The following is a 26,219-nucleotide window of genomic DNA, read 5'->3' as shown; positions in this document are numbered from 1 at the left end:
CAGTCGCTCCCGCGACCGAACAGACCGAAGGATTCATATGCGAAAGAGCGTCGGCAAGCGCTTGACGATCGCGGTCGCCGCCCTGGCGACCCTCGTCGGCACCGCAGTCTCCGTCACGCCGCAGGCACAGGCCGCAGGCACCACCGAGTACGTGTACTCGAACGCGATGCACCGCAAAGTCCCGGTCCGCATCGTCGACGGCGGCGGGAGCGGCCCGAAGCCGACGCTCTACCTGCTCGACGGCCTGCGCGCCCCGAACAACACCAGCGGCTGGCTGCAGAACACCAGGGTCGACAGCTGGATGGTCGGCAAGGGCACCAACGTCGCGATCCCGTTCGGCGGCGGCGGCAGCTTCTACACCGACTGGGAGCAGCGCGACCCGAAGCTCGGCGTCAACAAGTGGGAGACCTTCCTGACGCGTGAGCTGCCCGCGTACATGAAGAAGCACCACAACAGCGACAACCGACGCAACGGCATCGCCGGCCTGTCGATGTCGGGGACCGCGGCCCTGAACCTGGCCTCGCGGCACCCCAGCTTCTACAAGGCGGTCGCGTCCTACAGCGGCTACCCGACCGTCACCATGCCCGGCTTCACCCAGGGCATCCAGGCCTCGGTGGCCGAGATGGGCGGCAACCCGACCAACATGTGGGGCTTCTACCCCGCAGGCGAGTGGTTCGCCAACGACCCGTTCCTGTCGGCGGGCAACCTGGCCGGGCACTACGTGTACGTCTCCTCCGGGACCGGCGTCGGCAGCAAGTACGACTCGAGCCTGACTCCGGGCAGCGGCAGCTTCAACCCCGTCAAGTTCGCCCAGATGGTTCCGCTGGAGGTCGCGGCGTCGACCAGCTCCCAGCTGTACATCGCCCGCGTCGCCACCGTCCCCGGCGTGCACCTCACCACGCACATCACTCCGGACGGCGCGCACTGGTGGGACTACTGGCAGGACCGCTTCAAGCAGTCGTGGGCCACCACGTTCCGCCCCGCGTTCTTCTGATCGGACACACCGCTCACGATGGCCGGCACCCGCCAGGGTGCCGGCCATCGTGAGTCTGCGCCGGAAACTGTCCGATCGCCGCGTTAGGCTGGTTCCGTGCCCACGCCTCAGACGATCCTCACCCGTAAGACCGGCGCCGCCGCCTTTCTCGTGTTCACCGTCAACGACGGCGGCGAGGCCGCGGTGCGCGACGCGCTGGCCGAGTTGCCCGGACTGTCGACGGCGGTCGGCTCCCGCGCCCCCGAGTCGGCGCTGACGGCGATCGTCGGAATCGGATCGCAGGCATGGGATCGGCTGTTCGCCGGCCCGCGCCCGAAGTCGCTGCGGCCGTTCACCGCGCTGGCCGGTTCCGTGCACTCGGCGCCCGCCACCCCGGGCGACCTATTGCTGCACGTGAAGGCCGACCGCATGGACCTGTGCTTCGAAGTGGGCCAGCGCTGGACCGAACGCCTCGGCGACGCCGTGACCACCGTCGAGGAGGTTCACGGCTTCCGCTACTTCGACATGCGCGACCTCATCGGTTTCGTCGACGGCACCGAGAACCCGGTCGGGCAGGAGGCGATCGACGCCATCACCGTCGGCGACGAGGATCCGGATTTCGCCGGCGGCAGCTACGTCGTCACGCAGCGGTACGTCACCGATTTCGAGTCGTGGAACGGTCTCCCGGTGCCCGAGCAGGAGAACGCGATCGGCCGCACCAAACTCGAGAACATCGAGATGGACGACGATGTGAAGCCGGCCAATTCGCACATCGCGCTCAACGTCGTGACCGACGACGAGGGCAACGAGATCGACGTGGTGCGCGACAACATGCCGTACGGCGACATCTCCGGAAGCGGAGAGAAGGGCACGTTCTACATCGCGTACTCGAGCGCGCCTGATGTGAGCGAGGAGATGCTCCGCCGGATGTTCATCGGCGAGCCCGAGGGCAACTACGATCGTCTGCTCGACTTCACCACCGCGGTCAGCGGAGCGCAGTTCTTCGTGCCCACCCGCGACTTCCTCGAGGAACAGCCGCCCGCCCCCGGCCCGGTCCCCGAGACCGCCCCGGAACAGCCCGACGCCCGGTCGGACGGCTCGCTCGGAATCGGCTCCCTCCGATAGCCGGCGATCACCGGCCGCTCGGGCCGGTCAGCGTTCCCAGTCACAGTTCCCACAGTCCCAGTTCCCTCCGACCACCGCACGACCACACCGAGTTAGGAAACACGATGAACAATCTGCACCGCGAACTCGCTCCCATCTCCGCCGCTGCGTGGGCCGAGATCGAGGAGGAGGCGTCCCGTTCGTTCAAGCGGAACATCGCCGGTCGTCGTCTCGTCGACGTGAAGGGTCCGCTGGGACTGGACGTCGACTCCGTCACCCGCGGGCACCGCACCAAGATCGACTCGCCGGCCGACGGGATCACCGCCTTCCTGCGCCACACTCAGCCGCTGGTGGAGTTCAAGGTGCCGTTCACCGTCACCCGGGAGGCGATCGACAACGTCGACCGCGGCGCCTCCGATTCCGATTGGGACCCCGTGGTTCGCGCCGCGCGCGAACTGGCTCTGGCCGAGGACCGCGCGATCTTCGAGGGTTACGCGGCCGCCAAGATCAACGGCATCGCCCACGAGTCCGGCGTGAACTCGATCGCGCTGCCCGACGACGTCCGCGATTACCCGGAGGCCATCAGCCAGGCGATCAGCAAGCTGCGTCTGGAGTCGGTCGACGGCCCGTACTCGCTCGCGCTGTCGGCGGAGCACTACACGCAGGTGAACGAGACCTCCGATCACGGCAACCCGGTGCGCGACCACTTGCGCCGGATCCTGGTCGACGGCGAGATCGTCTGGGCGCCGGCCATCTCCAGCGGCTTCCTGCTGAGCACCCGGGGTGGCGACTTCGAACTGTCGATCGGTCAGGACGTGTCGATCGGCTACGACTCGCACGACGCCGACACGGTGAACCTCTATTTCTTCGAGTCCTTCACGTACCTGACATACACCCCGGAGGCTGCGGTCGCGCTCACGTAGCGCCGCACGGGCGGCGCGCGAATCCCGATCGCGCGTGTCACACACCGCACGTAATGTGGACCCGTGCTCATTCGCCTACTGCGGACGTATGTCCTCCGTTATCGTGGCGCGGTCGTCGCGGTGGTCTGCCTCCAGCTGGTGGCGACCGCCGCGATGCTGTATCTGCCCACCCTGAACGCCGACATCATCGACATCGGCGTCGCCAACGGCGACACCGGCTACATCCTCTCCACCGGAGGCTGGATGCTGCTGGTGTCGCTCGCGCAGATCGCGGGTTCGGTGGCCGCGATGTACTTCGGCTCGCGGGCCGCGCTCGGCGGCGGCCGCGACATCCGGCACGATCTGCTCCACCGGGTGAACGGATTCTCCACCCGAGAAGTCGGCAGGTTCGGTGCCCCCTCGCTCATCACCCGCACCACCAACGATGTGCAGCAGGTACAGCTGCTGGCGGTCATGGCGATGTCGATCCTGGTGACGGCTCCGATCATGGGCATCGGCGGCATCGTGATGGGCGTACGGGTGGCAGCGCCCATCTCATGGGTGCTGGTGGTGGCCGTCCCGGTTCTCGGGATCACGATGGGCCTCATCATCTCGCGCATGATCCCCGGGTTCCGCGCGATGCAGACGCGCATCGACAACGTCAACCGCATCATGCGCGAGCAGGTCACCGGCATTCGCGTGGTGCGTGCCTTCGTCCGTGAACAGCACGAGACCGAACGCTTCGGCAGCGCGAACGACGACCTCGCCGAGGCGTCCCTCCGCGTCGGCCGCATGATGGCGCTGATGTTCCCGTCCGTCATGCTCATCACCAACCTGACGCTGGTCGCGGTGCTCTGGTTCGGCGCGCACGCGGTCAACGACGGATCGGTGGAGATCGGCGCGCTCACCGCCATGATCAGCTACGTCATGCAGATCATGATGTCGGTGATGATGGCCTCGTTCCTCGCGATGATGGCGCCTCGGGCGGGCGTCTGCGCCGACCGCATCTGCGAGGTCCTCGACACCGAGACCACCGTGACCGCGCCGGCCGCCCCGCAACCGATCGTCGGCGATCCGGCCGTCCTGCGCCTCGACGACGTCGAATTCCGTTACCCGGGCGCCGACGAGCCCGTGCTCAGCGGGATCAGCTTCCAGACCGCGCCCGGCACCACCACCGCCGTCGTCGGATCGACGGGATCGGGCAAGACCACCTTGATCAACCTCCTGCCGCGGATGCTGGACGTGACCGGCGGATCCATCACGATCGGCGGCACCGACCTGCGCGACGCCGACCCCGACGCACTGCGCAGGCACTTCGGTCTCGTCCCCCAGCGCCCCTACCTCTTCTCCGGCACCATCGCGAGCAACCTCCGGAACGGCAAACCGGATGCCACCGAGGACGAGATGTGGGAGGCCCTGACGATCGCGCAGGCCGCCGATTTCGTCCGCGCCATGCCCGACGGTCTCGACACTCCGGTCGCACAGGGCGGTACCACGGTCTCCGGCGGTCAGCGTCAGCGGCTGGCGATCGCGCGAGCACTCATCCGGAAGCCGTCGATCTACCTGTTCGACGACTCGTTCTCGGCGCTCGATCTCACCACCGACTCGCGTCTGCGCGAGGCCCTGGTGCCCGCCACCCGCGATGCGGCGCTGGTCGTCGTCGCACAGCGCATCTCGACGATCACCGCCGCCGACCAGATCGTGGTCCTCGACCGCGGAACGATCGTCGGTCTGGGCACCCACACCGAGTTGCTGCAGTCGTGTCCCACCTACGCTGAGATCGCGGAGTCTCAGCTGTCGATCGGAGCAGGCGCATGACCCGCGGCGGACCTCCCGGAGCCGCTCCCACGCTGGAGAAGGCCAAGTCGTTCAAACCGTCGCTGAAGCGCCTCGTTCGTCGTCTCGGTGATCATCGAGGAAAGATGCTCGTGGTCCTGGGCTCCATCGTGGGATCCGTCGCATTGACCGCGTACGCTCCGCGGGTCCTCGGCGACGCCACCGACGAACTCTTCGCCGGTGTGGTGGGGGCGCGACTGCCGTCGGGCATCTCGAAGGAGCAGGCTGTCGAAGGCCTGCGCGCCAAGGGACAGAACACCTTCGCCGACATGGTCTCGTCGATGGACGTGATCCCCGGCCACGGAGTCGATTTCACCGCCGTCGGCCGGATTCTGGCGACCGTGCTGGCCCTGTACGCGGCCTCGGCGGTGCTCGGCTGGCTCGGTGCCTACCTTCTGAACAAGGTCGTCGTCGGAACCGTGACGAAGCTGCGAGCCGAGGTGGAGAGCAAGATCCACCGACTTCCGCTGTCGTTCTACGATGCCTCGGCGCGCGGCGATCTGCTCAGCCGCGTCACCAACGACCTCGACAACCTGTCGCAGTCGTTGCAGCAGACCATCAGCCAGCTGCTCAACTCCCTGCTGATGGTGGTCGCGATTCTGATCATGATGCTGACGATCTCGCCGCTGCTGTCGCTGATCGCGATCGCGACCGTTCCGGTCGCGGCGATCGCCACCGCGCTGATCGCCAAGCGGTCCAAGCCGCACTTCGTGGGTCAGTGGACCAGTACCGGCGCCCTCAACGCGCAGATCGAAGAGGCCTTCACCGGCCACGAACTGGTCACCGCCTTCGGCAGGCGAGCCGAGGTCGAACGCGTCTTCGACGACCGGAACGAGAAGCTCTTCGCCTCGTCGTGGCGGGCTCAGTTCATCTCCGGCATCGTCATGCCGACGATCATGTTCCTCGGGAACCTGAACTACGTGGCGGTGGCGGTGGTCGGCGGTCTGCGCGTCGCTTCCGGACAGCTCAGCCTGGGCGAGGTGCAGGCGTTCATCCAGTACTCGCGCCAGTTCACCCAGCCGCTCACCCAGATCGGCTCGATGTTCAACCTCATGCAGAGCGGCGTCGCCTCCGCCGAACGCATCTTCGACGTTCTCGACGAGGACGAGGAGCAGCCGGATCCGACAGCGCCCAAGACTCCCGCGGTGGACGAGGGACACATCGTCTTCGACGACGTCTCGTTCCGCTACCGCGCGGACCAGCCGCTGATCGAGAACCTCTCACTCGAGGCCAAGCCGGGCGACATGATCGCGATCGTCGGACCGACCGGTGCCGGCAAGACGACCCTGGTGAACCTCATCATGCGGTTCTACGAGATAGACGGCGGAACCATCTTCGTCGACGGTGTGGACTCGTCCGAGATGACCCGCGATGACCTGCGGGAGCGCACCGGCATGGTGCTGCAGGACTCGTGGCTGTTCGGCGGCACGATCTACGACAACATCGCCTACGGCGATCCCGCCGCCAGCCGTGAGGACGTCATGGAGGCGGCCTGGATCAGCCACGTCGATCACTTCGTCCGCACCCTGCCGGACGGGTACGACACCGTGATCGACGACGAGGGCGGCGGAGTGAGCGCGGGTGAGCGTCAGCTGATCACCATCGCGCGCGCCTTCCTCGCCAAGCCGACGATCCTCATTCTCGACGAGGCCACCAGTTCGGTCGACACCCGCACAGAACTGCTCATCGGCAAGGCGATGGCGAATCTCCGCAAGGACCGCACGAGCTTCGTGATCGCGCATCGGCTCTCGACGATCCGCAACGCGGACCTGATCGTGGTGATGGAGAACGGGCAGATCGTCGAACAGGGCGACCACGAGTCGCTGCTGGAGCGTCGTGGCGCGTACTTCCGGCTGTACAACGCCCAGTTCTCGGCGCCGATCGAGGATGTGGACGCTCCCGTGTGAGCGCTCTCGTCGTTCTTCGTTCCCTCGTGTGGTGCGGTGAGGTGCGGGGTCCTGTCCTAGCCGTCCCGCAGCCTTCGGGCCGCACTCGTGGCCAGGGTGTCGGCGATCTCGTTGTACTTGTCGCCGGCGTGGCCCTTCACCCAGCGCCACTCGACGGTGTGCACGTCCTCGGCGGCGATGAGCTCCTGCCACAGGTCGGCGTTCTTGACCGGTTGTTTGCTCGCCGTCTTCCAGCCATTGCGCTGCCAGCCCGCGACCCACTTCGTGATCCCGTTCCGGACGTAGCTGGAGTCGGTGTAAAGGATCACGGTCGACGGTCGCTTCAGCGCACGGAGCGCCTCGATCGCCGCGGTCAGCTCCATCCGGTTGTTGGTGGTGTCGGCCTCGCCGCCGGAGATCTCCTTCTCGATGTCGCCGTAGCGCAGGATCGCTCCCCAGCCCCCGGGGCCCGGGTTTCCGAGGCACGCACCATCAGTCGAGATCTCCACTATCTTCGAAGTGGTTCCGGCGTCGCTCATGACGTCCAACGCTACCGGGTGAGGAGATCCGAATGGCCGCTGGCCGCATCGTTCTGATCCGCGCCGTGAACGTCGGCGGCGCCAAGCTGCCGATGGCGCGCCTGCGCGAGATCGCCACCGCACTCGGTGCCGACGACGTCAGCACGTACATCGCCTCCGGCAATCTCCTGTGCACACCGCCGGGAGATCCCGAGGGGTTCGACCGCGCCCTGGAGCAGGCGATCTCCGACGAATTCGGGTACTTCCGGGAAGCCATCGGCCGCACCCCCGACGAGATGTCCCGAGCACTGGCCGACTATCCGTTCGGCGACCCGCCGCACGGACTCATCTACTTCCTCACCGGAGTACCCGATCCGGACGCCGCCGCCGAGTTCTGCGCCCGCGACTTCGGGAACGGCGAACGCATGCGAGTGATCGGCAGGGATCTTCACATCGACTATCCCGCGCCCGCCGGCGTGGGCAATTCCAAGCTGACGCCCGCGCGCATCGCCAAAGGGCTCGGTGTCACCGGCACCGGACGTAATCTTCGGACGACGGCGAAGCTGATCGAACTCGCACAGCAGACGTCAAGACAGTGACATCACGACCACGACGTCACGGAATGATGAACCGGCACCGCTATGACTGAGCAGGATCGAACCCCCTCGCCGCCGCCCCCGGGCGCCACCGACGCACGCTTCACCCTCGCCGCGGAACGGACCATGCTCGCATGGCTCCGTACCGCGCTCGGACTCATCGCGGCCGGCGTCGCGGTCCTGCACATCGTGGACGACTTCGGGGTCACCGGTTCCAAGACCGCCCTGGGCGTCTCGCTCGTCGTCCTCGGCGCACTGGCAGCCCTGACCGGTGCGTGGCGGTGGCAGCGGGTCAACCACGTCCTCGACAACGGCGGACAGATGCCCGGTCCCGCCGCGGTGTGGGCACTCACGGTCGCCATGGTCGTGATCGCCGCGGGCTTCGTCATCTTCGTTTGAACCCGCGCCGTTCAGGGTTGGCTCGGACCGATTTCCCCGCTCAGCGCTACCACCTCCCCTACGGGCATGGTGCCGCTGAGCGGGGAACCTGATCCGCCCGGCACGATGCTGTGGAGAAGCCCCGATCGGTCCACAATCTGCATTTGAGCGGCCGAAAGCCATGTACCGCATCCGTATTCGGATGATCGTGGCGACATGGAACGCATTCCGGACGGGGTGTATCCGCACCGCGATCTCCTCGCGATGCTCGGGCGCGCCGACCTCGACATCCTCATCCGCGAGAAGACCGCGCGGCGAGTACGGCACGGCTGGTACGCGGTCGGCGAGCCCGCTGCCGCCGATATCGCCGCAGTGCGGCGAGGCGGCGTCATCAGTTGCGTCACCGCACTGAATCGGCACGGGGTCTGGACGCCCGAGGACCATCGGTTCCATGTCCGCGGGAACAGCTCGGCGGTCCGGAACCGAAAGGGACCGTTCTGCCGCCAGTTCGGTCGGCCCGAGCCCGAGTGCGGACTCGTCGACGACGTCCCCACTGCCCTCCGGCATGCCGCGCGATGCCTCGACGACGAGGGCTTCGTCGTGGTCTGCGATTCGATTCTCAACAAGCGTCTCATGACCGCCGAACAGATCGAGTATCAGTTCCGCGCCGCGCCCCGGCACATCACGAAACTCATCGACCGCTGCGACGGCCGGGCCGAGTCAGGACCGGAGACGATGACGAGATTCCGGCTGCACAGCCAGAACGTCAAGGTCCGGATACAGGTGACGATCGACGGTCTGGGGCGCGTGGACCTCTTAGTGGGCCGCTGGATGAGCATCGAGATCGACGGATGGGAGTTCCACAGCGACCGAAGGCACTTCCAGAACGACCGAACCCGCGATGCCATTGCTCTCGAACTGGGTTACTACCCACTGCGATTCACCTATGACGATGTGGTCTTCCGCTGGCCGGAGACCAACGCCCGGATCATGACGGCAATCCGCCGCGGCGCGCACCTTCGCAGCCACTTCACGGATCAGATTCCCCGATGAGGACCGGCGACCTCGACACGAGCTACGCCGCGTCTCACCGGGGAATCTGGCCCGGCTCACACTTCGATGGGCGGATACAACTGCGTCATGGTGTACTGCCGGTTGCGTCTGGCCGCCCAGGAACTGATCGCGAGCGACACCACCGTCACCCCGGCCAGGACCGCCACGGACACCCACAGCCGGTGATCCATGCCGCCGCTGACGACCTGGCGGAGACCGGTGACGGCGTAGCCCATGGGGTCGTAGGGGTGGAACCATTGAGCCGGTGTCGCTGTGGTCTCAACCGGATAGATGCCGCCCGACGCGACGATCTGCACCATCAGGAACGCCAGCGACACCACCCGGCCGACGGCCGCTCCCAGGACCGCGTTGAACATCTGGATCATCGCCAGGAAGGTGACCGACACCAAAAGCATGAAACCGACCATGCCCAGCGGATGGAAGGCGTCGAGTCCGACCGCGAAGTGCGCGACCACGAACATGACCACGACCTGCGCGACGGCGATCAGCACTGCCGGCCAGTACGACGCGAGGACCGATCGCAGACCGCCGAGGCCGCCGATCACCGGCCGCGACTGCAGCGGCTTCAGCATCATCCAGATGATGATGGCGCCGATGAACATCGCCAACGACAGGAAGAAGGGCGCGAAGCCGGTGCCGAAGGTGGGCGCGCGATTCTCGGTGAACGTGCTCAGCGCGACCGGCTGCGACAGATTCGACGCGGTCTTGAGCCGCTGCTCGGTGCCGCCGAAGTTCGGGATCTGCTTCACCCCGTCGGCGAGCCCGCTCGACAGTTCGTCGGCACCCGAGGACAGTTCGGTGGTGCCGTCGGCCAGTCGACCGGCCCCGGTCGCCAGGCGTTCACTGCCGTCGGTGAGCTGGATGAGTCCGCTGTGCAGTTGCGCCGCACCGGTTTTCAGCTGTCCGGCACCGTCACGCAGTTCGCCCACCTTGCTCGCCAGACCGCCGTTCTCGAGCATCGCCAAGGTGCTGCGCAACGGTGAGTTCGCGTCCCCGAGCTGGGCCGACAGGGCGTCGGACTGTTTCGCCAACCGATTCACGGTCGCGGTGGTCGACGGCGTCACACCCTGGGTTCGGAGGAAGTCCTGAACCGGCGCGAGCCCGTTCGCGAGGGCGCGCATGTTGGGGTCGGAACTGTTGCGGAGAGCGGTGGCGACCTGTGAGACGGCTTTCTCCGCCTGCGATTGTCCGGCACCGGCAGCGCTGATCAGGTCGAGCACGCCGGAGAGGTCCGACGACAGTTTCGCGGCGTCGTTCGCGTACGCAGAGGGCTTCACCCCCGACGACTGCACGCTGTTGAGCAATCCGAGCAGTGGTGTGGTGGCCGCGTCGATCCCGTTCGCGAGTTGTGCCGTCCCCGCGGCGAGTTCGGCGGAGCCGTCCCGGGCGGTGACCATGTTGGTCGCGAGTTCGCGTGATCCCGAGGCCAGTTCGTGTGCGCCGGAGTTCGCCGTGTGCAGTCCGTCGGCGAGTTGCGCCGATCCGTCCGCCGCCTTCTCGATGCCCTTGCCCGCCGTGGTGAGTCCGACCAGCACCTGGTCCACCGCCTGCTGGCCGACCTTGTCGTTGATCGCCTGGGTCACCTGCGCCGCGGCGTTCTGCCCGATGATGCCCGCTAGGTAGTTGTTGGCGTCGTTGAAGGTGAACTCGATCTTCGCCTTGTGCGGATTCGGTGTGGTCGCCGACGTGATCGCCGACGTGAAATCGTGCGGGATGGTGATGGTGAAGTAGTAGTCTCCGTGGGCCAGGCCCGTGGCCGCCTCATCGGCGTTCACTTCGTGCAGGTCGAGCTGTCCGGAGGTCAGCAGCTGGTCTGCGACCTGATCGCCCGCGTTGATCTCGAACGCGCCCGATTTCACGCCCTGGTCCTCGTTCACCAGTGCCACCGGGACCTTCGAGACCTCGTCGAACGGATTCCAGAACACCCACAGGTACATCGCACCGTAGAGCAGCGGCATGAGGATGATCGTGACGATGGCGATGCGCGGCATCGCCCCCTTCGAGTAGCGCTTCAGCTCGGTGCCCAGCGACATTCCCGCCAGCATCAGATCTCCCCCTCGGAGTCGGCGCCTGCGGGCGCGTGGAAAGTCTCTCTCGGCAGCATCGACGGAACGTCGATCAACGCCCGGTACCCGAGTGCGGGATCGATGCGGTTCACCGTGGTCGTGACGACCGTCTGTCCGGTTCCCAGCTCGGCCAGACGGGAGATCAGGATGCGCTGATCGTCGTCGCTGGACACCTGGTCGATGTTGCCGACCACCAGCAACGGGAGCCGCCGGGTGTTGGCCAGGGCGACGCGCAGCAGCAGGCCGTCGAGTTCGGAGAGCTCCTCGACGTATGCGGTGAGATCCGGCAACGGCAGGTCGCCGAACACCGGACGGCAGATCCGCTCCAGATCCTGTTCGGTCGATCTCCGGATCAGCCGGTACCACGGCGCGTCCCACCGCATCTTCTCGGTCAGCAGGTCGACCACTCGGACCGAGGCGTACACGTCGTCGAGGGCGGCGACCCCCGCGAGCGAGGCGACCTTGAAGATCGCTCGCGCGGACGTGCGGCCGAGCACGTCGAGCCGCCCGGTCTTGGCTTTCATCCGGCCGGCGATCGTCATCTGCAGCGCCGTGCGTCCGGGACCCGGCTCGGCGCGCAATACGGTGAGCCCGCCCATCGGGATGTCGAGGTCGAGGGGACCGTACACCTGTCCCCACGGGCCCTTCTGGGCGATTCCGCGCGCGACGACGGCCATGGCGGCCGTCTCGGGGTAGTCAGTCATGAACCAGGAGCGTAGTCGGATGGCAGCACTTCGCAGGTCTCCACACTCACGCGAGTGTGCAAACACACGTTATCAGATGGTGCTGTGGCGAGGGCCACGCGATGCGGTGGTCCGTGCATACGCAGGTCAGGCCGTTTTGTCGTAGGGCCGGGATAGTGTTCACCCATACCGACGATCACACAGTCGTCGAGCACCACGGGGAGGCGGTGAGCAGGATGGATGCACAGTCGTCGCTGGTGTTGCCGGAGGACCCGGCCGCGCTAGCCGCGGTCATCGAAGCCGCTACGACCCGGCTCGCCGCCGCTCGCTTCGCCGCCGTGACCGAACGCGAGTTGCTGGAGACCGCCGAAGCCCTCGAGCACGTGCATCGCCGGCTGGACGGGGTAGACGCGGCCCTGCTGGTGGAAGTCTCCGACCGCGGCGCCTACCGCAAAGACGGCTTCCTGTCACTGCATCAATACCTGTCGTCGGGGCTTCACCTCGGCGACGGTGAAGCCCGTCGTCGGCGGACCTCTGTCGCGGCGATCGGCCGATTCACCGGCATGCAAGGCCAAACTCTCACGCCGGCGTGTCCGGCCACGGCCGAGGCGGTCAATGCCGGAGCCATCGGTACCGCGCATGTGCTGGAGATCGACGCGATCATGGACAAGATCCCCGCCGCCGTCGACACTCAGACCCGCAAACTCGCCGAAGTCCAGTTGGCTTCGGTGGCCCGGGAGCTGACCCCGGAAGGAGTCCGCACCGCCGGACACCGACTCCTGGCCCATCTCGACCCGGACGGGTCACTCACTGACGAGCGGGACCGCAAACGCCGGCGGAAGTTCGCGCTCATGCCGCAGGACCGGCAGCTGATGAGCAAAGTCACCGCCTCCCTGACCCCGGCTCTGCGGGCCAAGTTGGAGGTAACGCTCGAGTCTTGGGCCGCGCCCGGCATGAACAACCCCGCCGACCCCGACTCCCCATGCGGCGCACGCGAGGCAGCCGACCCAGCAGCGCTCGCCGCGGCCGCCGAGCGCGATGATCGCACCGCCGGGCAACGCGGCCACGACGCGCTCGTCACCCTGCTGGATGCTGAGCGGGCGTTCACCGCCGCAGGCACCACCGGCGGTGGGCGGCTGTCGTCGCAGCTGGTCATCACCGTCACCGACAAAGAACTCCGCGAACACGCCGGAATCGCACTCACCGCGACCGGAACAAGGTTGCCGGTGGCCGAGCTGGTCGAGGCGGCATCCGGCGCGACGCCGCATCTGGCGGTGTTCTCCCACGCCAGGGTCAGCCGCTCTACCTGGGTCGGGGACGGCGCCTCGCCTCGAAGGCTCAACGTCTGATGCTGTTCGCCCGCGACCGCGGCTGCACCGCACCCGGCTGCACGGCGCCGTTCGCGCGAACAGAAGCCCATCATTTCCCGGATTCCGCCGACGGCGGCCCGACGAACATCGATCACCTCGGCGCCGCGTGCGGACGGCATAATCGGTCGGTCGGCAAGATGCTCGGCGACTGGGAGACCATGATCCTGAACGACGGCCCGCACGCCGGACGCGTCGCCTGGCGTCCGATCACGACTGGCCACGGGCGGAAAGCGTGGCGGGTCAACCACATTCACCACGCGGAGCTGCTCCCCGATCAGGGTCCACACGCCCCGCCCGGACCGGAGGACTCCCGCATCGAGGGCTACCTGGCCCGCCTCACCGCCGCCTGACGCTACTGCCCCGCCGACGTCGTGACGGGGACAGCTCACTCGAACAGATCGAGCAGCGAGGTCTCGCTCTCGGACCCCACCACACCGAGCGGCTTCGCCGAGCTGTCGTCGAGGATCTCCTCGAGATGATCCTTCACGTCCTCCGGAGTGATCTCCGTGTTCGTGTAGCCGTCGTTCATCGCGAGCGAGAAGCGCTGGATCAGTCCGCCCTGCGCAAGGATCGTCTCTCCGCTGATGCTGCACTCCTCGTGCGCGAGGTAGGCGACTACCGGCGACACCATCGCTGTCGTGTAGTTGGCTTTGAGGTTCTCTTTCAGCGCATCCGGCAGATCCGCCTCGGACGCCATCCGGGTGTACGCGGTCGGGGCGATCGCGTTGACGCGGACTCCGGACTTGAGCGCCGCGATCGACACCGTCCGGGTGAAGACGTACACGGCCCCCTTCGACGCCACGTAGGCGCTCTCGCCCTCCCAGCCCGACAGCGTCGGCGAGCAGGTGTTGACCACCCGACCGCTGTTCGCCACCAGGTGCGGCCATGCCGCCGCGGTGACGGCGACGGTTCCGAGGAAGTTGATCTCCATGTGCCGCCTGATCGAGTCGACCGCCGTGGGGCCGAACGGGGACGGGCTGTCCACGCCCGCGTTGTTCACCACGATGTCGAGCCGCCCGAAGGCGTCGACCGCCGCGTTCACGACCGCCTCCGCGTCCTTGGTGATGTCGCCCGTCGCCACTGCCGCGCGTCCGCCCGCCGCGGTGATCGCGGAGACGGCCTCCTGCGCCGCAGCCGAATCGAGGTCGTTGATCACCACAGCGGCTCCCCGCTCGGCGAGCAGTTCTGCGTGCGACCGTCCGAGGCCGCGACCGGCACCCGTGATCAGTGCGACTTTGCCGTCGAATCTCAGCATTGGTAATCCTCCCAATCGGATGAGATCTTCGCCGGAACGCCGCTGGTCGTGCGTCCGCGCATACGGCACCATTCTTCAAGAGACCGACCGCACCGGATTGTCCAAGAAATTGGACACTTCTCGGACACTCGAAGCCCGGCCGGTCGGCTCACCTCGAGTTCGACAGACCTCGGAAGACCTTCATCGTGTCGCCGGCCGGCGCCTGCGCGGTCACCGCGTAGAACACCAGGACGATCTGTCTCCACGCGCCAGCTGATTCCTGACCCGACGTTCGCTGCGACGGCACCGCCCCAGCCAATCGGCCGTCAGTAGAGTCGAAGCGAGACGACGTCAAGCTGCTGAGTCGTCCGAGCACCGCCGCAGCCCCCGGCGGAGGTGGAGAATAGAGGAGAGGATGTCGAGATGTCGTCAGCCGATGCCCCCGTCGTAGTCGCCGTCGACGGTTCCGTCGAGGCCCTGAACGCCGCACGTTGGGCCGCACTGGCCGCCGCTCGCCTGCACCGCGACCTGCACATCGTCAGTGCCGTCCACCCGTTCAGCCCACAGTTCAGCTTCGCCGGCCTCTCCGCGGAAGACGCCGCCATCCGTGCCGCCCGGGCATTCGCCGAGACCGCGACGCAGACCGCGACCGACCTCGCGGCGGAGGTCGCGCCTGACGTCACCGCTCATCGGCACATCGTCGAGGGCAGGGCCGCGCTGGTCCTGCGCGATGCTTCGACGCGGGCGCACCTGCTGGTCGTCGGACGCCGCGGCCTCGGCGGAGTCCAAGGGCTGCTGATGGGCTCGGTGAGCACCGACATCACCGCGCACGCGAACTGCCCGGTGGTCGTCGTGCCCGGCAGGGACGACGCGGTGGACGACCGCCCCGGCACCGGGCCCGTCGTGGTCGGCGTCGACGACTCCCCACTGTCGGAGGCGGTCATCGCGCACGGTTTCGATCAAGCCGCGTCGCTGGGCACCTCGCTGACCGCAGTGCATGCCTACGGCGGACTGACCGGCGAGGAGTTCTACGACGACCCCAGCGTCTTGGAGCGCGCCCGTACGGAAGCCGACGAGACGCTGGCAGAGCATCTGGCCGCCTACGCCGACGATTTCCCCGGCGTCGAGACCACCACCGTGATCACCGCCGGCACCCCCGCCGATGAGATCAACCGGATTGCAGCGGATGCTCAGCTGGTGGTGATCGGCAGCCGCGGTCACGGAGGCTTCCGCGGTCTCCTCCTCGGCTCGACGAGTCAGGCGGTCCTGCAGGTGGCGGGATGCCCGGTGATGGTCGTTCACGAAGACCGCTGATCGCACACTGATCTCGGGCCAGGGCTACGCGATGACGCCGTCCTCCCTCAGACGGGCGAGTGCGGGCGCGTCGAGACCGAGGACCTCGGAGAGGACCGCGTCGGTGTCGTGTCCGAGGTCGGTCGCCGGCGCGGTGCCCGAGTACTCGGAGTCCCAGCGGGCCGGGGCGTTCGCCGAGATGACCTCACCGATCCCCGGCTGGTCGATCGCCGTGAGGACCGGCTCGGCCGAGGGGTCCTCGGCGAATTCGGCGGCGACGTCGGCGGTGGTCTTGTACGGGCCCCACAGGACGCCGGCGGCCGAGAGGCCGGCGTGCACCTGCTCGGTGGTGTGCGCCGCGAACCACGGCCGCAGGACGGCTTCGATCAGCTCACGATGGGCGTAGCGGCCCTCGTCGGTGTTGAAGTCGGCGCCGAGCGACTTCTCCAGGGCGGCCAGCACTTCGGTGGTGCCGGTCGCCGCCCCGATGGCGCTCCACTGGCGCGGGGTGAGCGCGACGATCATCACCCGGTCGCCTTCGGACGAGGCGAAGTCGGTGCCGAAACTGCCGTACAGGTGATTGCCGTGGCGGGCGCGCGGGCCGCGCTCGGCCGCTTCGGAGAACCAGCCGAGGTTGGCGACCGCCGCCATCGCGACATCCGAGAGTGCGATCTGCACGTGCGCGCCCTGACCGGTGCGGTCACGACGGCGCAGCGAGGCGAGTACCGCGGTCACCACTTCCTGCCCGCACAGCAGATCCCACGCGGGAAGGATGTGGTTGACCGGCCGATCGGTGTCGGCCGGACCGGTCAGTGAGGCCACGCCCGAACCGCCGTTGACCGTGTAATCGACCGCGGCCGAGCCGTCGGCCCGGCCCTCCACCCGCACCGCGATCACGTCGGCGCGACGCGCGGCGAGCGCCTCGTACGAGAACCAGCTGCGTCCGACGGCGTTGTCGACGACGATGCCCGCGTCCGGACCGGGGGCCGTGGCGAGCGCCAGGAGCAGGTCCCGGCCCGCATCGGGGCGCAGGTTCAGTGAGACCGATTTCTTGCCGCGGTTGAGCGAGTTCCAGTACAGGCTCTCGTCCGACCGCACCGACAGCGGCCAGCGCTTGAAGTCCGCGTTTCCGCCGATCGGATCGACGCGGATCACCTCGGCGCCGAGCTGCGCCAGTGCCATGCCGGCGCTGGGGCCGGCGACGAAGCTCGCGAATTCGACGACTCGAATACCGTCGAGCGGACGTGCGAGAGCGGTGCTCATGCTTCCTCCCCAGAAGTGGTCGCGGACGCGGCGGCCTGGCTGAACTCGCCGCGGACGGCGTCGGTGTGCTCGCCGAGCGCGGGCACCGACCCGGACAGTCGCGGCCAGGAGCGGGCGGCGGCCGGCGGCAGCAGCGCCGGAACCTCGCCGCCCGGCGTCCCGATGGTGCGCCAGCGTCCGCGTTCGGACAATTGGGGATGCTTCGCCAGATCGCCGACGGTGTTGAACCGCGCGTTGCCGATGCCTGCGGCATCGCCCGCGGCGGCGATCTCGTCCAGCGTGTGCTCCCGCGTCCACGCGGCCACGGCCTCGTCGAGCTCGGCCCGGTGCACCACGCGGTCGTCGTTGTGCGCGTAGGTCTCGTTCGCCGCCAGATCCGGCCGATCGATCATCTCGCACAGCCGCTGCCATTCGCGATCACTCGTGGTGCCGAGCACCGCGGTCTGACCGTCGGAGGTGGGGTACGCGCCGTAGGGCGCGATCATCGGCGATCCCATGCCGACCGGGATCGGTTCGACGCCGGTGTGGATCACCTGATTGAGCGCGAATCCCATGAACTCCGAGACCACGTCCAGCATCGAGACCTCGATGACCGCCCCGGCGCCGGTGCGGTCGCGATCGTAGAGCGCCGCCAGGACCGTCGAGTAGACGTACACCGCGGTGCCGATGTCGGCGATCGGGATGCCGGGCTTGGCCGGGGCGCCTTCGGTGCCGGTGATGGCGCACGATCCGGTCTCCGCCTGGATCAGCAGATCGTAGGCGCGTTTGTGATCGGCGGGACCGCCCTTGCCGTAACCGGAGACGTCGGCGATGATGAGCCGCGGAAACCGCTCCGCGAGACTGTCGATGCCCAGGCCGAGCCGGTCGAGGGCCCCCGGCGCCATGTTGCTGACGAGCACGTCCGCCCGGCCCAGCATGGCGACGAGGATCTCCACGTCGGCGGGATCCTTGAGGTTGAGCGCCGCCGACTCCTTGCCGTAGTTCAGCCAGGTGAAGTGCGCCGAGGTGCCCTTGACGACGCTGTCGTAGTGCCGGGTGCTGTCGCCGTAGCCGGGGTTCTCGACCTTGATGACGCGCGCGCCCAGGTCGGCCAGGTGACGGGTGGCGAGCGGCGCGGAGATGGCCTGCTCCATCGTCACCACGGTGATCCCGGCGAGCGGCGCCTCCGAGCGAGTCGCGGTCATCGACGCTCCACCTTGCCGGTGAACAGCGGACCGGGGACGTTGAAGTCGGGATCGCGCTTGGCGCGGTGCGATGCCACGCCCTCCTGCACGTCGGGTCCGCCGAATCCGTAGAACTCGTAGCCGAGCGAAGCGTCGAAGATCGCCCAGTTCTGTCGATACCAGTTGTTCAGCGCGTGCTTGCTGAACTGGATCGACGATGCCGAGCCGCCGGCCAGCCGCTCGGCGATCTCCATCGCCTTGTCCTGCACCTGGTCGTCGTCGACGCACAGCGAGACCATGCCGAGTCGCTCGGCCTCCTCGCCCGTCATCACCTCGTTGAGGAGCAGGTGGTACTTGGCCTTCGGCATGCCCGCGAATAGCGGCCAGGTGATCGCCGCGTGGTCGCCCGCAGCGACCCCGAGGCGGACGTGACCGTCGATGATCTTGGCTCGACGGCCCGCCACCGAGATGTCCGACAGCATGGCGGTCACGAGGCCGGCGCCGACCGCGGGACCGTTGATCGCCGAGACCAACGGTTGCGGCAGGTCGATGAGATTGCGGACGAGGTCGCGGGCTTCGCGGAGCACGCGGGTGCGGTCGTGCCAGTCGCCGACCATGTCCTCGACGAGGTCGAAGCTGCCGCCGGCGGAGAAGACCCGGTCGCCCTCGCCGCGGATCAGCACGGCCTTGACCGACTCGTCGCGGGCGATACGCGTCCAGATGTCGGCGAGGTCGCTGTGCCGCTGCGGGCCGACCGCGTGCATGTCCGGCCCGTCGAGCACGATGCGGAGCACGCCCTCCGACGGGCGGTCGATGGTCAGGGATTCGAAATCGTCATACGTCTGCATGGGCCGACGACCTTCCAGCTATAGGTGAGGGGGCCGGGAACTGCGCCCGGAGCCATGATTATGGATTATGCATTATGCGTTGACGCGGGACCATCGAGCGGCGACTGCGCCGCGTCGGCCCTACCACTCAGATCATCAATAATATATTATGCGTAGGTGGCAGTCGCCACGAACGAGCGCGAGGAGATTTCATGTCACAGGTCAGTCCCGAGGACTTCGCCCAGATCAAGGACGCTGTTCACGAGTTCATCCGGACCAGGGTGGTACCGCGGGAACGGGAGATCGCCGACAACGACGCGATTCCCGCTGATCTGGTCGCGACCGCCAAGGAGATCGGACTGTTCGGCTACGCGATTCCTCAGGAGTGGGGCGGCCTCGGCCTCGACCTGACGCAGGACGTCGAACTGGCGCAGGAGTTCGGGTACACCGCACTCTCGCTCCGGTCGATGTTCGGCACCAACAACGGCATCGCCGGACAGGTACTGGTGAACTTCGGCACCGACGAGCAGAAGGCCGCGTGGCTCGAGCGCATCGCCTCGGGCGAGGTGGTCGCCTCGTTCGCACTCACCGAGCCCGGCGCCGGGTCGAACCCCGCGGGTCTGCGCGCCAAGGCCGTCGAGCAGGAGAACGGCGACTGGGTCATCGACGGCGCCAAGTGCTTCATCACCAACGCACCGCTGGCGAATCTGTTCGTCACCTTCGCGCGGGTCCGTCCCGCCGACGAGAACGGTCCCGGCATCGCCGTGTTCCTGGTGCCCGCCGAGACGGCAGGCGTCTCGGTCGCCGAGCACGACCGCAAGATGGGCCAGGAGGGCGCCTGGACCGCCGACGTCCACTTCGACGGTGTCCGCGTCCCTGCGTCGGCACTCGTCGGCGGCAACGTCGACGTCGGCTACAAGGCCGCGATGACCTCCCTCGCCCGCGGGCGCGTGCACATCGCCGCCCTCGCCGTCGGCTCGGCGCAGCGCGCGCTGGACGAGTCCCTGCGCCATGTCGCCGTGACCACCCAGGGCGGCACCCCGATCGGCGACTTCCAGCTGGTGCAGGCCCACATCGCCGATATGCAGGTCGGCATCTCCGCCGGTCGTGCGCTGGTGCGCGACGCCGCCGCGAAGTACGTCAGCGGCGAGGACCGCCGCATCTCGCCGTCGGTCGCCAAGGTGTTCTGCACCGAGATGGTCGGCCAGGTGGCCGACAAGGCCGTCCAGGTCCACGGCGGCAGCGGCTATATGCGGGAGATGCCGGTGGAGCGGATCTACCGTGACGTCCGACTGCTGCGCCTGTACGAGGGCACCAGCGAGATCCAGCGCCTCATCATCGGCGGCGGGCTGGTCCGCCAGGCCAAGAAGGATGCGACGAAGCAGTGACGACAGCTGCGCACCACGCCGCCGGCGACCTCGCCCGCGGCGCTCACACCCTCCTGTTCGTCCCCGGCGACCGCCCGGAGCGGTTCGAGAAGGCCGCCGCCGCGGGTGCCGATCTCGTGGTCGTCGACCTCGAAGACGCCGTGCCCGCGGCCAATAAGGCGAAGGCTCGTGCCGAGGCCGCGGCGTGGATCGCCGCCGGTCACACGTGCGCGGTGCGGATCAATGCCGCCGACACCGAGCACTTCGACGCGGACGTGTCCGCCCTCGCGGGCAGCGGTGCCGCGATCATGCTGCCCAAGGCCGAGGATCCCGCGGCGGCCGCGCGGCTCACCGAGACCACCGGCAGCGCGGTGATCGCCCTGATCGAGACAGCGCGCGGCGTCTTGGCGGCCGCGTCGATCGCATCGGCTCCCGGCGTGGTCCGTCTCGCGATCGGTACCTTCGACCTCGCCGCGCAACTCGGCGTCGACCCGACCGACACCGAAGCCCTCGCGGCCTCCCGTGGCGCGCTGGTCCTGGCCTCGGCGGCCGCCGGTCTCACCGGTCCCGTCGACGGCGTCACCGGATCGGTGGACGATCCCGACCGGGTCCGCGCCGACGTCGCGTACGCGCGACGTCTCGGCTTCGCGGGCAAGCTCGTCATTCATCCGAAGCAGCTCGACCCCACTTCGTCGGCGTTCGCCCCCAGCGCAGACGACATCGCGTGGGCGCGGCGGATCATCGAAGCGCTGGGAACCGACGGCGTAGCCGTGGTCGACGGCCAGATGGTCGACAAACCCGTCGTCGATCGCGCGCGCAGCATCCTCGACCGCGCGTAGCGCCCGACCTCGAACTCGAAACTCGACAAACCTCAACCCACAGGAGCACCGCAAAATGTCCGGACCACTTCTCGAAGGCAAGACCGCCGTCATCACCGGTGCCGCGCAGGGCATCGGCTACTCGATCGCTCAGCGCTTCATCGCCGAAGGCGCCCGCGTGGTGCTCGGTGACATCAACCCCGAGCAGGTCGCCAAGGCCGCCGAGGCGCTCGGCGGTCCCGAGGTCGCCGTGGGCGTCGCGGGCGACGTCACCTCCTCCGACGACGTCCAGACGCTCGTGCGCACGGCCGTCGACACCTTCGGCTCCCTCGACGTCATGGTCAACAACGCGGGCATCACCCGCGAAGCGACCATGCGCAAGATGACCGAGGAGATGTTCGACCAGGTCATCAACGTGCATCTCAAGGGCACCTGGAACGGCACCCGCCTGGCCGCCACCATCATGCGCGAGCAGGGCAGCGGAGCGATCGTGAACATGTCCTCGCTGTCGGGCAAGATCGGTCTGGCCGGCCAGACCAACTACTCGGCCGCCAAGGCCGGCATCGTCGGTCTGTCGAAGGCCGCCGCCAAGGAACTCGCCCACGTGGGGATCCGCGTCAACGCGATTCAGCCGGGCCTCATCCGCACGGCGATGACCGAGGCCATGCCGCAGAAGGTCTGGGATCAGAAGATGGTCGAGATCCCTATGGGCCGCGCCGGCGAGGTCGACGAGATCGCCAAGGTGGCGCTGTTCCTCGCCTCCGACCTGTCCTCGTACATGACCGGAACGGTCATGGAGGTCACCGGCGGGCGGTTCATGTGACCATGACCGGCACCGCCGACACTCCCGTCTTCGAGGGCTGGACCGCTCACACCGTCACCACCGAGGAAGTGGTCGACGCCGGCCGGGTCCGCGCCCTGGCGCATCTGTTCGACGACGGTCTGCCCGTACCGCAGATCGGCGATCCGCTGCCCCCGCTGTGGCATTGGGTCGCGCTCCCGGAGTGGTCCGTCTCGAGCAGCCTCGGTCTCGACGGACACCCGCGGCTCGGTTCGTTCCTGCCGCCGGTCGGTCTGCCCCGGCGCATGTTCGCCGGCGGCACGGTCTCGTTCCCCGGAACCATCCGGGTCGGCGACACCATCACCCGCGAGTCGACCGTCGAGTCGGTGACCGACAAGACCGGTCGCAGCGGCCGGCTGGTGATCGTGGTGGTCGCCACCACGCTGTACGCGCCGGACGGCACCGCCGCGGTGCGCGAGAAGCAGAACCTCATCTACCGGGAAGCGGCACCCGTCTCCGCGCAGCCGGCGGCCGACCCCGCTCCGGCCTCGGCCTTCGTCCCGGTCGGCAGCCCGATCGTGCCGTCGGAGACCCGCCGGTGGGATTTCCTGACCGACCCGACGCTCCTGATGCGGTTCTCCGCCGCCACCGCGAACGCCCATCGCATCCACTACGACTGGCCGTACGCCACCCGTGTGGAGGGCTATCCGGGACTGGTGGTGCACGGACCGTTGATGACGCTGTCGCTGGCGGAGACTCATCGCCTGCTGGCCGACGGCACCGTGGTCGACACCGTCTCGCATCGCAACTCCAAGCCGCTGTTCTGCGGAGACGACGCCGCGCTGGTGTACTCGGGCACGGGCATCGACGCCCGCGTGGAACTCGTCGGCGCCGGTGGCGACGTCCACACCGCGATCGACCTCGCCTTCGCCACCGGAACCACCACCGACCAGGGAGCCTGGTCATGACCCGCGTGTTCTCGTCGCTCGATCAGCTCCGCGACGCCCTCGGCGAGGAGATCGGCCCGAGCGCGCCGCTCGTCGTGGAACAGGAGCGCATCGACGCCTTCGCCGATGCGACCGGCGATCACCAGTGGATCCACGTCGACACCGAGCGCGCCGCCGACGGCCCGTACGGCACGACCATCGCTCACGGATTCCTGACGCTCTCGCTGATCCCGCTCTTCGGGCGGGATCTGTATTCGATCGAGTTCGGCTCGGCCCGACTCAACTACGGCCTGAACAAGGTCCGGTTTCCGGCGCCGGTCCCGGTCGGCAGCTCGCTGACCGCCACGGTGACGTTCACCGACATCGCCGAGGGACCGGCCGGTGCGACGGTGACCGCGAAGTACGTGATCACCGCGGAGGGCGCCGCCAAACCCTCGTGCATCGCCGAGTTCCTGGTGGTCGTCACCGGCTGATCGGCGAATCCGCTCAGCGGCAGCCGACGTGCCGCCTCCGATCCCGCCGCCGCCGTGAAGCCGACCATCTTGAGTCCGTGGGCGGCTCGGACGTCGAAGAGGCTGGAGTCTTGTATCCGCCGATCTCCAGGATTCGGATGCCTTCGAGGGGCGGCTGTTGCATGACGATCCCCAATGACAGCTTGATAATACTATATACAATAAGGAACGGAACCCGGGACCGAAATCCCGGGAACCGCTCTGTCAGACCGCTTCGAACGTGGCCGCCATGCCCTGGCCGCCGCCGATGCACATGGTCGCGAGGCCCTTGCCTCCGCCGCGGCGATGCAACTCGTGCAGCATCGTCGTGACCATCCGGACGCCCGTCGCACCGATCGGGTGCCCCAGCGAGATGCCCGAGCCGTTGACGTTGACGCGCTCCTCGTCCCGCCAGTCCCAGCCCTCCAGGACCGCCAGGACCTGGACCGCGAACGCCTCGTTGAGCTCCACCACATCGAGCGCGTCGAGCAGTTCGTGCACGGACACGCCCGTCCGGGCGGCGAGCCGCTGGACCGCGGGTACCGGACCGATGCCCATGCGCGCCGGATCGCAGCCCGCGGCGGCCCAGCCGGTGAGGAAGCCGAGCGGTTCCAGACCCAGCTCGTCGAGCTTGTCCTCGGCCACGATGATGCAGGCCGCCGCCGCGTCGTTCTGCTGGCTGGCGTTGCCCGCGGTGACGGTGCCGCCCGGGCTCACGGTGCGCAGCTTGCTCAGCGTCTCGACGGTGGAACCGGGACGGATGCCCTCGTCGCGGGCGAAGACGATCGGATCGCCCTTGCGCTGCGGGACGGTCACCGGGACCACCTCGTCGTCGAACTTCCCGGCCTCCCACGCCGCGTGCGCACGCTGATGACTGCGGGCCGCGTAGGCGTCGGCGGCCTCGCGGGAGACGCCGTAGTCCTTCGCGAGGTTCTCGGCCGTCTCGATCATTCCGGAGATCTTGCCGAAGCGATGCTCGGGCTGGCTGCGCTCGCGGCCGCGGTCGAGGCGGTCGTAGAGCACCGAGTTGCCCGCGCGCGAACCCCAGCGATTGCTGGTGGAGTAGTACTCGATCCGGCTCATCGACTCGATGCCGCCGGTGAGCACGGCATCGGCGGCACCGGTCTGCACCATCATCGCCGCGGTGACGATGGCCTGCAGTCCGCCGCCGCATCGACGGTCCAGCTGCATTCCGGGCAGGGCGATCGGCAGGCCGGCGTTCAGCGCCAGCCATCGGCCGACGCACGGCACCTCGGAGTTGGCGTACGACTGCGCGAACACCACGTCGTCGAGGCGCTCCGGGTCGATACCCGAACGCTCGACGACCGCGTTGATGATGCCGGCGCCGAGATCCTCGACCGGCACATCCTTGAGGGAACCGCCGAACGTGCCGACGGGGGGTGCGCAGCGGACTCACGATGGCCGCGCGGCGAAGGGTCTGCTGAGTCATGGTGAAGTCCAGTTCCTTCTCGATCAGATCTTGTTGCGCGCGATGTGCTGCGCGGCGATGACGTTGCGCTGGATCTCGTTGGTGCCCTCACCGACGATCATCAGCGGTGCGTCGCGGAAGTAGCGCTCCACGTCGTACTCCTTGGAGTAGCCGTAGCCGCCGTGGACGCGGATCGAGTCGAGAGCCAGCTGCATCGCCGTCTCCGACGCGAACAGCTTGGCCATTCCGGCCTCGAGGTCCGCGCGCTCGCCGCGGTCGAGCTTCTCAGCGGCGTCGACGGTGAGCAGGCGGGCGGCCTGCTGCTTGGTCGCCATGTCGGCGATCATGTTGCCGACGCTCTGGTGCTTCCAGATCGGCTTGCCGAACGACTCGCGCTCCTGCGCATACTTGGTGGCCGCCTCGAGCGACGCCTGACCGACGCCGAGCGCACGGGAGGCCACCTGGATGCGCCCGACCTCGAGGCCGCGCATCATGTGGCCCCAGCCCTTGTTCGGCTCTCCGCCGAGGACGGCGTCGGCGGGCACCTTCATGCCGTCGAAGACCAGCTCGCAGGCCTCGACGCCGCGGTAGCCGAGCTTCGGGAGCTTCTTGGAGACGGTGAAGCCGTCGCCCGGCTCCACGAGGATGACGCTCATGCCCTTGTGGGCCGGGCTGGCGTCACGGTCGGTGATGCACAGCAGGCCGAACAGTCCGGAGTGCGCCGCATTGGAGATCCAGGTCTTGGATCCATTGATGGTGAAGCCGTCCTCGCCGGGCGCCGCGTAGGTGCGCATGGCCTGCAGATCGCTGCCGCCGCCGGGCTCGGTGAGAGCCATCGTCGCGCGGATCTTGCCCTCGGCCATCTCCGCCAGGTACTTGTCCTTCTGCTCCTGGGTGCCGAAGGTCTTGATCAGATACGTGATCACCGAGTGTCCGCCGATCGCGCCGGCGAGGCTCATCCACCCGCGCGCCAGTTCCTCGCAGACCCGGGCGAAACACGCCATGCTGACGTCGACGCCGCCGTACTCGGCGGGCGCGAGCAGACCGAAGAAGCCGAGTTCCTTCATCTCTTCGATGAATTCCTCGGGATAGATGTCGTCGGCTTCGAACTCCCGAACACGCGAGGCCACCCGCTGGTCGATGAAGTCGCGGACCAACGACACCATCTCTTGTTCGTCCTTGGTCAGTGCCATGAGCTGAAAGCCTTTCTAGCCGGGATC

The 26,219-nt window shown here is 68.0% G+C and carries 22 protein-coding genes and 2 pseudogenes; 15 read left to right on the top strand and 9 right to left on the bottom strand.

Annotated elements, in window-relative coordinates; genetic code table 11:
* The first annotated feature begins 37 nt into the window (after nt 1-37).
* The 5 genes from ACE11G_RS00765 (at nt 38) to ACE11G_RS00745 (ending at nt 6,722) form a co-directional block, all read left to right on the top strand.
* Nucleotides 38-994 carry an alpha/beta hydrolase family protein gene (locus ACE11G_RS00765; protein WP_006896894.1) on the top strand — a complete coding sequence of 319 codons (957 nt, stop codon included), beginning with the start codon at nt 38-40 and terminating at the stop codon, nt 992-994.
* 96 nt (nt 995-1,090) lie between these two features.
* Complete coding sequence (locus ACE11G_RS00760; RefSeq protein ID WP_006896895.1) at nt 1,091-2,098, top strand: Dyp-type peroxidase; 1,008 nt, start codon at nt 1,091-1,093, stop codon at nt 2,096-2,098.
* A gap of 104 nt (nt 2,099-2,202) precedes the next feature.
* Nucleotides 2,203-3,000, top strand: a complete 798-nt coding sequence (locus ACE11G_RS00755) for a family 1 encapsulin nanocompartment shell protein (protein WP_006896896.1) — start codon at nt 2,203-2,205, stop codon at nt 2,998-3,000.
* A 63-nt stretch (nt 3,001-3,063) separates the two neighbouring features.
* Complete coding sequence (locus ACE11G_RS00750) at nt 3,064-4,797, top strand: ABC transporter ATP-binding protein (RefSeq protein WP_006896897.1); 1,734 nt, start codon at nt 3,064-3,066, stop codon at nt 4,795-4,797.
* Entirely contained in the window at nt 4,794-6,722 is a 1,929-nt protein-coding gene (locus tag ACE11G_RS00745) for an ABC transporter ATP-binding protein (protein WP_062367225.1), read from the top strand. Before ACE11G_RS00750 ends, ACE11G_RS00745 begins: the two co-directional genes overlap by 4 nt.
* Nucleotides 6,723-6,778: 56 nt before the next feature.
* Here the strand turns inward: ACE11G_RS00745 and rnhA are convergent, their stop codons facing one another.
* Nucleotides 6,779-7,240 carry a ribonuclease HI gene (gene rnhA, locus ACE11G_RS00740; protein WP_062367223.1) on the bottom strand — a complete coding sequence of 154 codons (462 nt, stop codon included), beginning with the start codon at nt 7,238-7,240 and terminating at the stop codon, nt 6,779-6,781.
* A gap of 32 nt (nt 7,241-7,272) precedes the next feature.
* Here rnhA and ACE11G_RS00735 point away from each other — a divergent pair, with 32 nt between their 5' ends.
* The 3 genes from ACE11G_RS00735 to ACE11G_RS00725 all read left to right on the top strand — a co-directional run bounded on the left by ACE11G_RS00735 (nt 7,273) and on the right by ACE11G_RS00725 (nt 9,246).
* On the top strand, nt 7,273-7,818 hold the full coding sequence (locus ACE11G_RS00735) for a DUF1697 domain-containing protein (RefSeq protein WP_062367221.1): 546 nt from the start codon (nt 7,273-7,275) through the stop codon (nt 7,816-7,818).
* Between the two features lie 42 nt (nt 7,819-7,860).
* The gene (locus ACE11G_RS00730; RefSeq protein WP_062367218.1) at nt 7,861-8,214 is read left to right on the top strand and encodes a YidH family protein; all 354 of its coding nucleotides are present in this window, start codon (nt 7,861-7,863) and stop codon (nt 8,212-8,214) included.
* 195 nt (nt 8,215-8,409) lie between these two features.
* Entirely contained in the window at nt 8,410-9,246 is an 837-nt protein-coding gene (locus ACE11G_RS00725) for an endonuclease domain-containing protein (protein ID WP_062367215.1), read from the top strand.
* Nucleotides 9,247-9,302: 56 nt separating this feature from the next.
* Here the strand turns inward: ACE11G_RS00725 and ACE11G_RS00720 are convergent, their stop codons facing one another.
* Both ACE11G_RS00720 and ACE11G_RS00715 read right to left on the bottom strand, forming a co-directional pair.
* Entirely contained in the window at nt 9,303-11,312 is a 2,010-nt protein-coding gene (locus ACE11G_RS00720; RefSeq protein ID WP_006896903.1) for a YhgE/Pip domain-containing protein, read from the bottom strand.
* A complete protein-coding gene (locus ACE11G_RS00715) occupies nt 11,312-12,037 on the bottom strand; it encodes a hypothetical protein (RefSeq protein WP_006896904.1) in 726 nt (241 codons plus the stop codon). Before ACE11G_RS00715 ends, ACE11G_RS00720 begins: the two co-directional genes overlap by 1 nt.
* Nucleotides 12,038-12,252: 215 nt before the next feature.
* Here ACE11G_RS00715 and ACE11G_RS00710 point away from each other — a divergent pair.
* Nucleotides 12,253-13,736, top strand: a pseudogene (locus ACE11G_RS00710) (DUF222 domain-containing protein).
* Between the two features lie 35 nt (nt 13,737-13,771).
* Here the strand turns inward: ACE11G_RS00710 and ACE11G_RS00705 are convergent.
* Nucleotides 13,772-14,641 (bottom strand): SDR family NAD(P)-dependent oxidoreductase, encoded by an 870-nt coding sequence (locus ACE11G_RS00705; protein ID WP_045538555.1) that lies wholly within the window; start codon nt 14,639-14,641, stop codon nt 13,772-13,774.
* 402 nt (nt 14,642-15,043) lie between these two features.
* Between ACE11G_RS00705 and ACE11G_RS00700 the strand changes: the two genes are divergently transcribed.
* The gene (locus tag ACE11G_RS00700) at nt 15,044-15,934 is read left to right on the top strand and encodes a universal stress protein (RefSeq protein WP_006896908.1); all 891 of its coding nucleotides are present in this window, start codon (nt 15,044-15,046) and stop codon (nt 15,932-15,934) included.
* A gap of 24 nt (nt 15,935-15,958) precedes the next feature.
* Here the strand turns inward: ACE11G_RS00700 and ACE11G_RS00695 are convergent, their stop codons facing one another.
* Genes ACE11G_RS00695 through ACE11G_RS00685 form a run of 3 tightly spaced genes read right to left on the bottom strand, consistent with a single transcriptional unit; the run spans nt 15,959 to nt 19,187 of the window.
* Nucleotides 15,959-17,176, bottom strand: a complete 1,218-nt coding sequence (locus ACE11G_RS00695) for a CoA transferase (protein WP_375003333.1) — start codon at nt 17,174-17,176, stop codon at nt 15,959-15,961.
* Nucleotides 17,173-18,360, bottom strand: coding sequence for a CaiB/BaiF CoA-transferase family protein (locus tag ACE11G_RS00690; protein WP_062367207.1), 1,188 nt, complete (start codon nt 18,358-18,360; stop codon nt 17,173-17,175). Before ACE11G_RS00690 ends, ACE11G_RS00695 begins: the two co-directional genes overlap by 4 nt.
* Entirely contained in the window at nt 18,357-19,187 is an 831-nt protein-coding gene (locus ACE11G_RS00685) for an enoyl-CoA hydratase/isomerase family protein (protein WP_062367205.1), read from the bottom strand. The genes ACE11G_RS00690 and ACE11G_RS00685 overlap by 4 nt, the downstream gene beginning before the upstream one ends.
* 191 nt (nt 19,188-19,378) lie before the next feature.
* Between ACE11G_RS00685 and ACE11G_RS00680 the strand changes: the two genes are divergently transcribed.
* Genes ACE11G_RS00680 through ACE11G_RS00660 form a run of 5 tightly spaced genes read left to right on the top strand, consistent with a single transcriptional unit; the run spans nt 19,379 to nt 23,552 of the window.
* Nucleotides 19,379-20,554 carry an acyl-CoA dehydrogenase family protein gene (locus ACE11G_RS00680; protein WP_006896912.1) on the top strand — a complete coding sequence of 392 codons (1,176 nt, stop codon included), beginning with the start codon at nt 19,379-19,381 and terminating at the stop codon, nt 20,552-20,554.
* On the top strand, nt 20,551-21,372 hold the full coding sequence (locus ACE11G_RS00675) for a CoA ester lyase (RefSeq protein WP_062367202.1): 822 nt from the start codon (nt 20,551-20,553) through the stop codon (nt 21,370-21,372). The genes ACE11G_RS00680 and ACE11G_RS00675 overlap by 4 nt, the downstream gene beginning before the upstream one ends.
* 55 nt (nt 21,373-21,427) lie before the next feature.
* Nucleotides 21,428-22,174 carry a 3-oxoacyl-ACP reductase FabG gene (gene fabG, locus ACE11G_RS00670; protein ID WP_375003330.1) on the top strand — a complete coding sequence of 249 codons (747 nt, stop codon included), beginning with the start codon at nt 21,428-21,430 and terminating at the stop codon, nt 22,172-22,174.
* Nucleotides 22,175-22,176: 2 nt separating this feature from the next.
* Complete coding sequence (locus tag ACE11G_RS00665) at nt 22,177-23,100, top strand: MaoC family dehydratase N-terminal domain-containing protein (RefSeq protein ID WP_062367367.1); 924 nt, start codon at nt 22,177-22,179, stop codon at nt 23,098-23,100.
* Entirely contained in the window at nt 23,097-23,552 is a 456-nt protein-coding gene (locus tag ACE11G_RS00660; protein ID WP_006896916.1) for a MaoC family dehydratase, read from the top strand. Before ACE11G_RS00665 ends, ACE11G_RS00660 begins: the two co-directional genes overlap by 4 nt.
* A 243-nt stretch (nt 23,553-23,795) precedes the next feature.
* Here ACE11G_RS00660 and ACE11G_RS00655 read toward each other — a convergent pair.
* Together ACE11G_RS00655 and ACE11G_RS00650 are read right to left on the bottom strand one after the other, a co-directional pair.
* Nucleotides 23,796-25,020, bottom strand: a pseudogene (locus tag ACE11G_RS00655) (acetyl-CoA C-acetyltransferase).
* A 23-nt stretch (nt 25,021-25,043) separates the two neighbouring features.
* Nucleotides 25,044-26,192, bottom strand: coding sequence for an acyl-CoA dehydrogenase family protein (locus ACE11G_RS00650; RefSeq protein ID WP_006896918.1), 1,149 nt, complete (start codon nt 26,190-26,192; stop codon nt 25,044-25,046).
* Between the last annotated feature and the right edge of the window lie 27 nt (nt 26,193-26,219).

The sequence above is a fragment of the Gordonia sp. PS3 genome (genome assembly GCF_041950545.1).
In the GTDB taxonomy this organism is placed as follows: Bacteria; Actinomycetota; Actinomycetes; order Mycobacteriales; family Mycobacteriaceae; genus Gordonia; species Gordonia sihwensis.
This window is presented reverse-complemented; position numbering and strand designations above follow the sequence as displayed.

What these genes read in the sequence shown, in the direction of transcription:
- ACE11G_RS00765 (WP_006896894.1), top strand. Translation starts at nt 38, where the DNA reads ATGCGAAAGAGCGTCGGCAAGCGCTTGACGATCGCGGTCGCCGCCCTG.
- ACE11G_RS00755 (WP_006896896.1), top strand. Translation starts at nt 2,203, where the DNA reads ATGAACAATCTGCACCGCGAACTCGCTCCCATCTCCGCCGCTGCGTGG.
- ACE11G_RS00745 (WP_062367225.1), top strand. Translation starts at nt 4,794, where the DNA reads ATGACCCGCGGCGGACCTCCCGGAGCCGCTCCCACGCTGGAGAAGGCC.
- rnhA (WP_062367223.1), bottom strand. Translation starts at nt 7,240, where the DNA reads ATGAGCGACGCCGGAACCACTTCGAAGATAGTGGAGATCTCGACTGAT.
- ACE11G_RS00735 (WP_062367221.1), top strand. Translation starts at nt 7,273, where the DNA reads ATGGCCGCTGGCCGCATCGTTCTGATCCGCGCCGTGAACGTCGGCGGC.
- ACE11G_RS00730 (WP_062367218.1), top strand. Translation starts at nt 7,861, where the DNA reads ATGACTGAGCAGGATCGAACCCCCTCGCCGCCGCCCCCGGGCGCCACC.
- ACE11G_RS00725 (WP_062367215.1), top strand. Translation starts at nt 8,410, where the DNA reads ATGGAACGCATTCCGGACGGGGTGTATCCGCACCGCGATCTCCTCGCG.
- ACE11G_RS00720 (WP_006896903.1), bottom strand. Translation starts at nt 11,312, where the DNA reads ATGCTGGCGGGAATGTCGCTGGGCACCGAGCTGAAGCGCTACTCGAAG.
- ACE11G_RS00715 (WP_006896904.1), bottom strand. Translation starts at nt 12,037, where the DNA reads ATGACTGACTACCCCGAGACGGCCGCCATGGCCGTCGTCGCGCGCGGA.
- ACE11G_RS00705 (WP_045538555.1), bottom strand. Translation starts at nt 14,641, where the DNA reads ATGCTGAGATTCGACGGCAAAGTCGCACTGATCACGGGTGCCGGTCGC.
- ACE11G_RS00700 (WP_006896908.1), top strand. Translation starts at nt 15,044, where the DNA reads ATGTCGTCAGCCGATGCCCCCGTCGTAGTCGCCGTCGACGGTTCCGTC.
- ACE11G_RS00695 (WP_375003333.1), bottom strand. Translation starts at nt 17,176, where the DNA reads ATGAGCACCGCTCTCGCACGTCCGCTCGACGGTATTCGAGTCGTCGAA.
- ACE11G_RS00690 (WP_062367207.1), bottom strand. Translation starts at nt 18,360, where the DNA reads ATGACCGCGACTCGCTCGGAGGCGCCGCTCGCCGGGATCACCGTGGTG.
- ACE11G_RS00685 (WP_062367205.1), bottom strand. Translation starts at nt 19,187, where the DNA reads ATGCAGACGTATGACGATTTCGAATCCCTGACCATCGACCGCCCGTCG.
- ACE11G_RS00680 (WP_006896912.1), top strand. Translation starts at nt 19,379, where the DNA reads ATGTCACAGGTCAGTCCCGAGGACTTCGCCCAGATCAAGGACGCTGTT.
- fabG (WP_375003330.1), top strand. Translation starts at nt 21,428, where the DNA reads ATGTCCGGACCACTTCTCGAAGGCAAGACCGCCGTCATCACCGGTGCC.
- ACE11G_RS00665 (WP_062367367.1), top strand. Translation starts at nt 22,177, where the DNA reads ATGACCGGCACCGCCGACACTCCCGTCTTCGAGGGCTGGACCGCTCAC.
- ACE11G_RS00660 (WP_006896916.1), top strand. Translation starts at nt 23,097, where the DNA reads ATGACCCGCGTGTTCTCGTCGCTCGATCAGCTCCGCGACGCCCTCGGC.
- ACE11G_RS00650 (WP_006896918.1), bottom strand. Translation starts at nt 26,192, where the DNA reads ATGGCACTGACCAAGGACGAACAAGAGATGGTGTCGTTGGTCCGCGAC.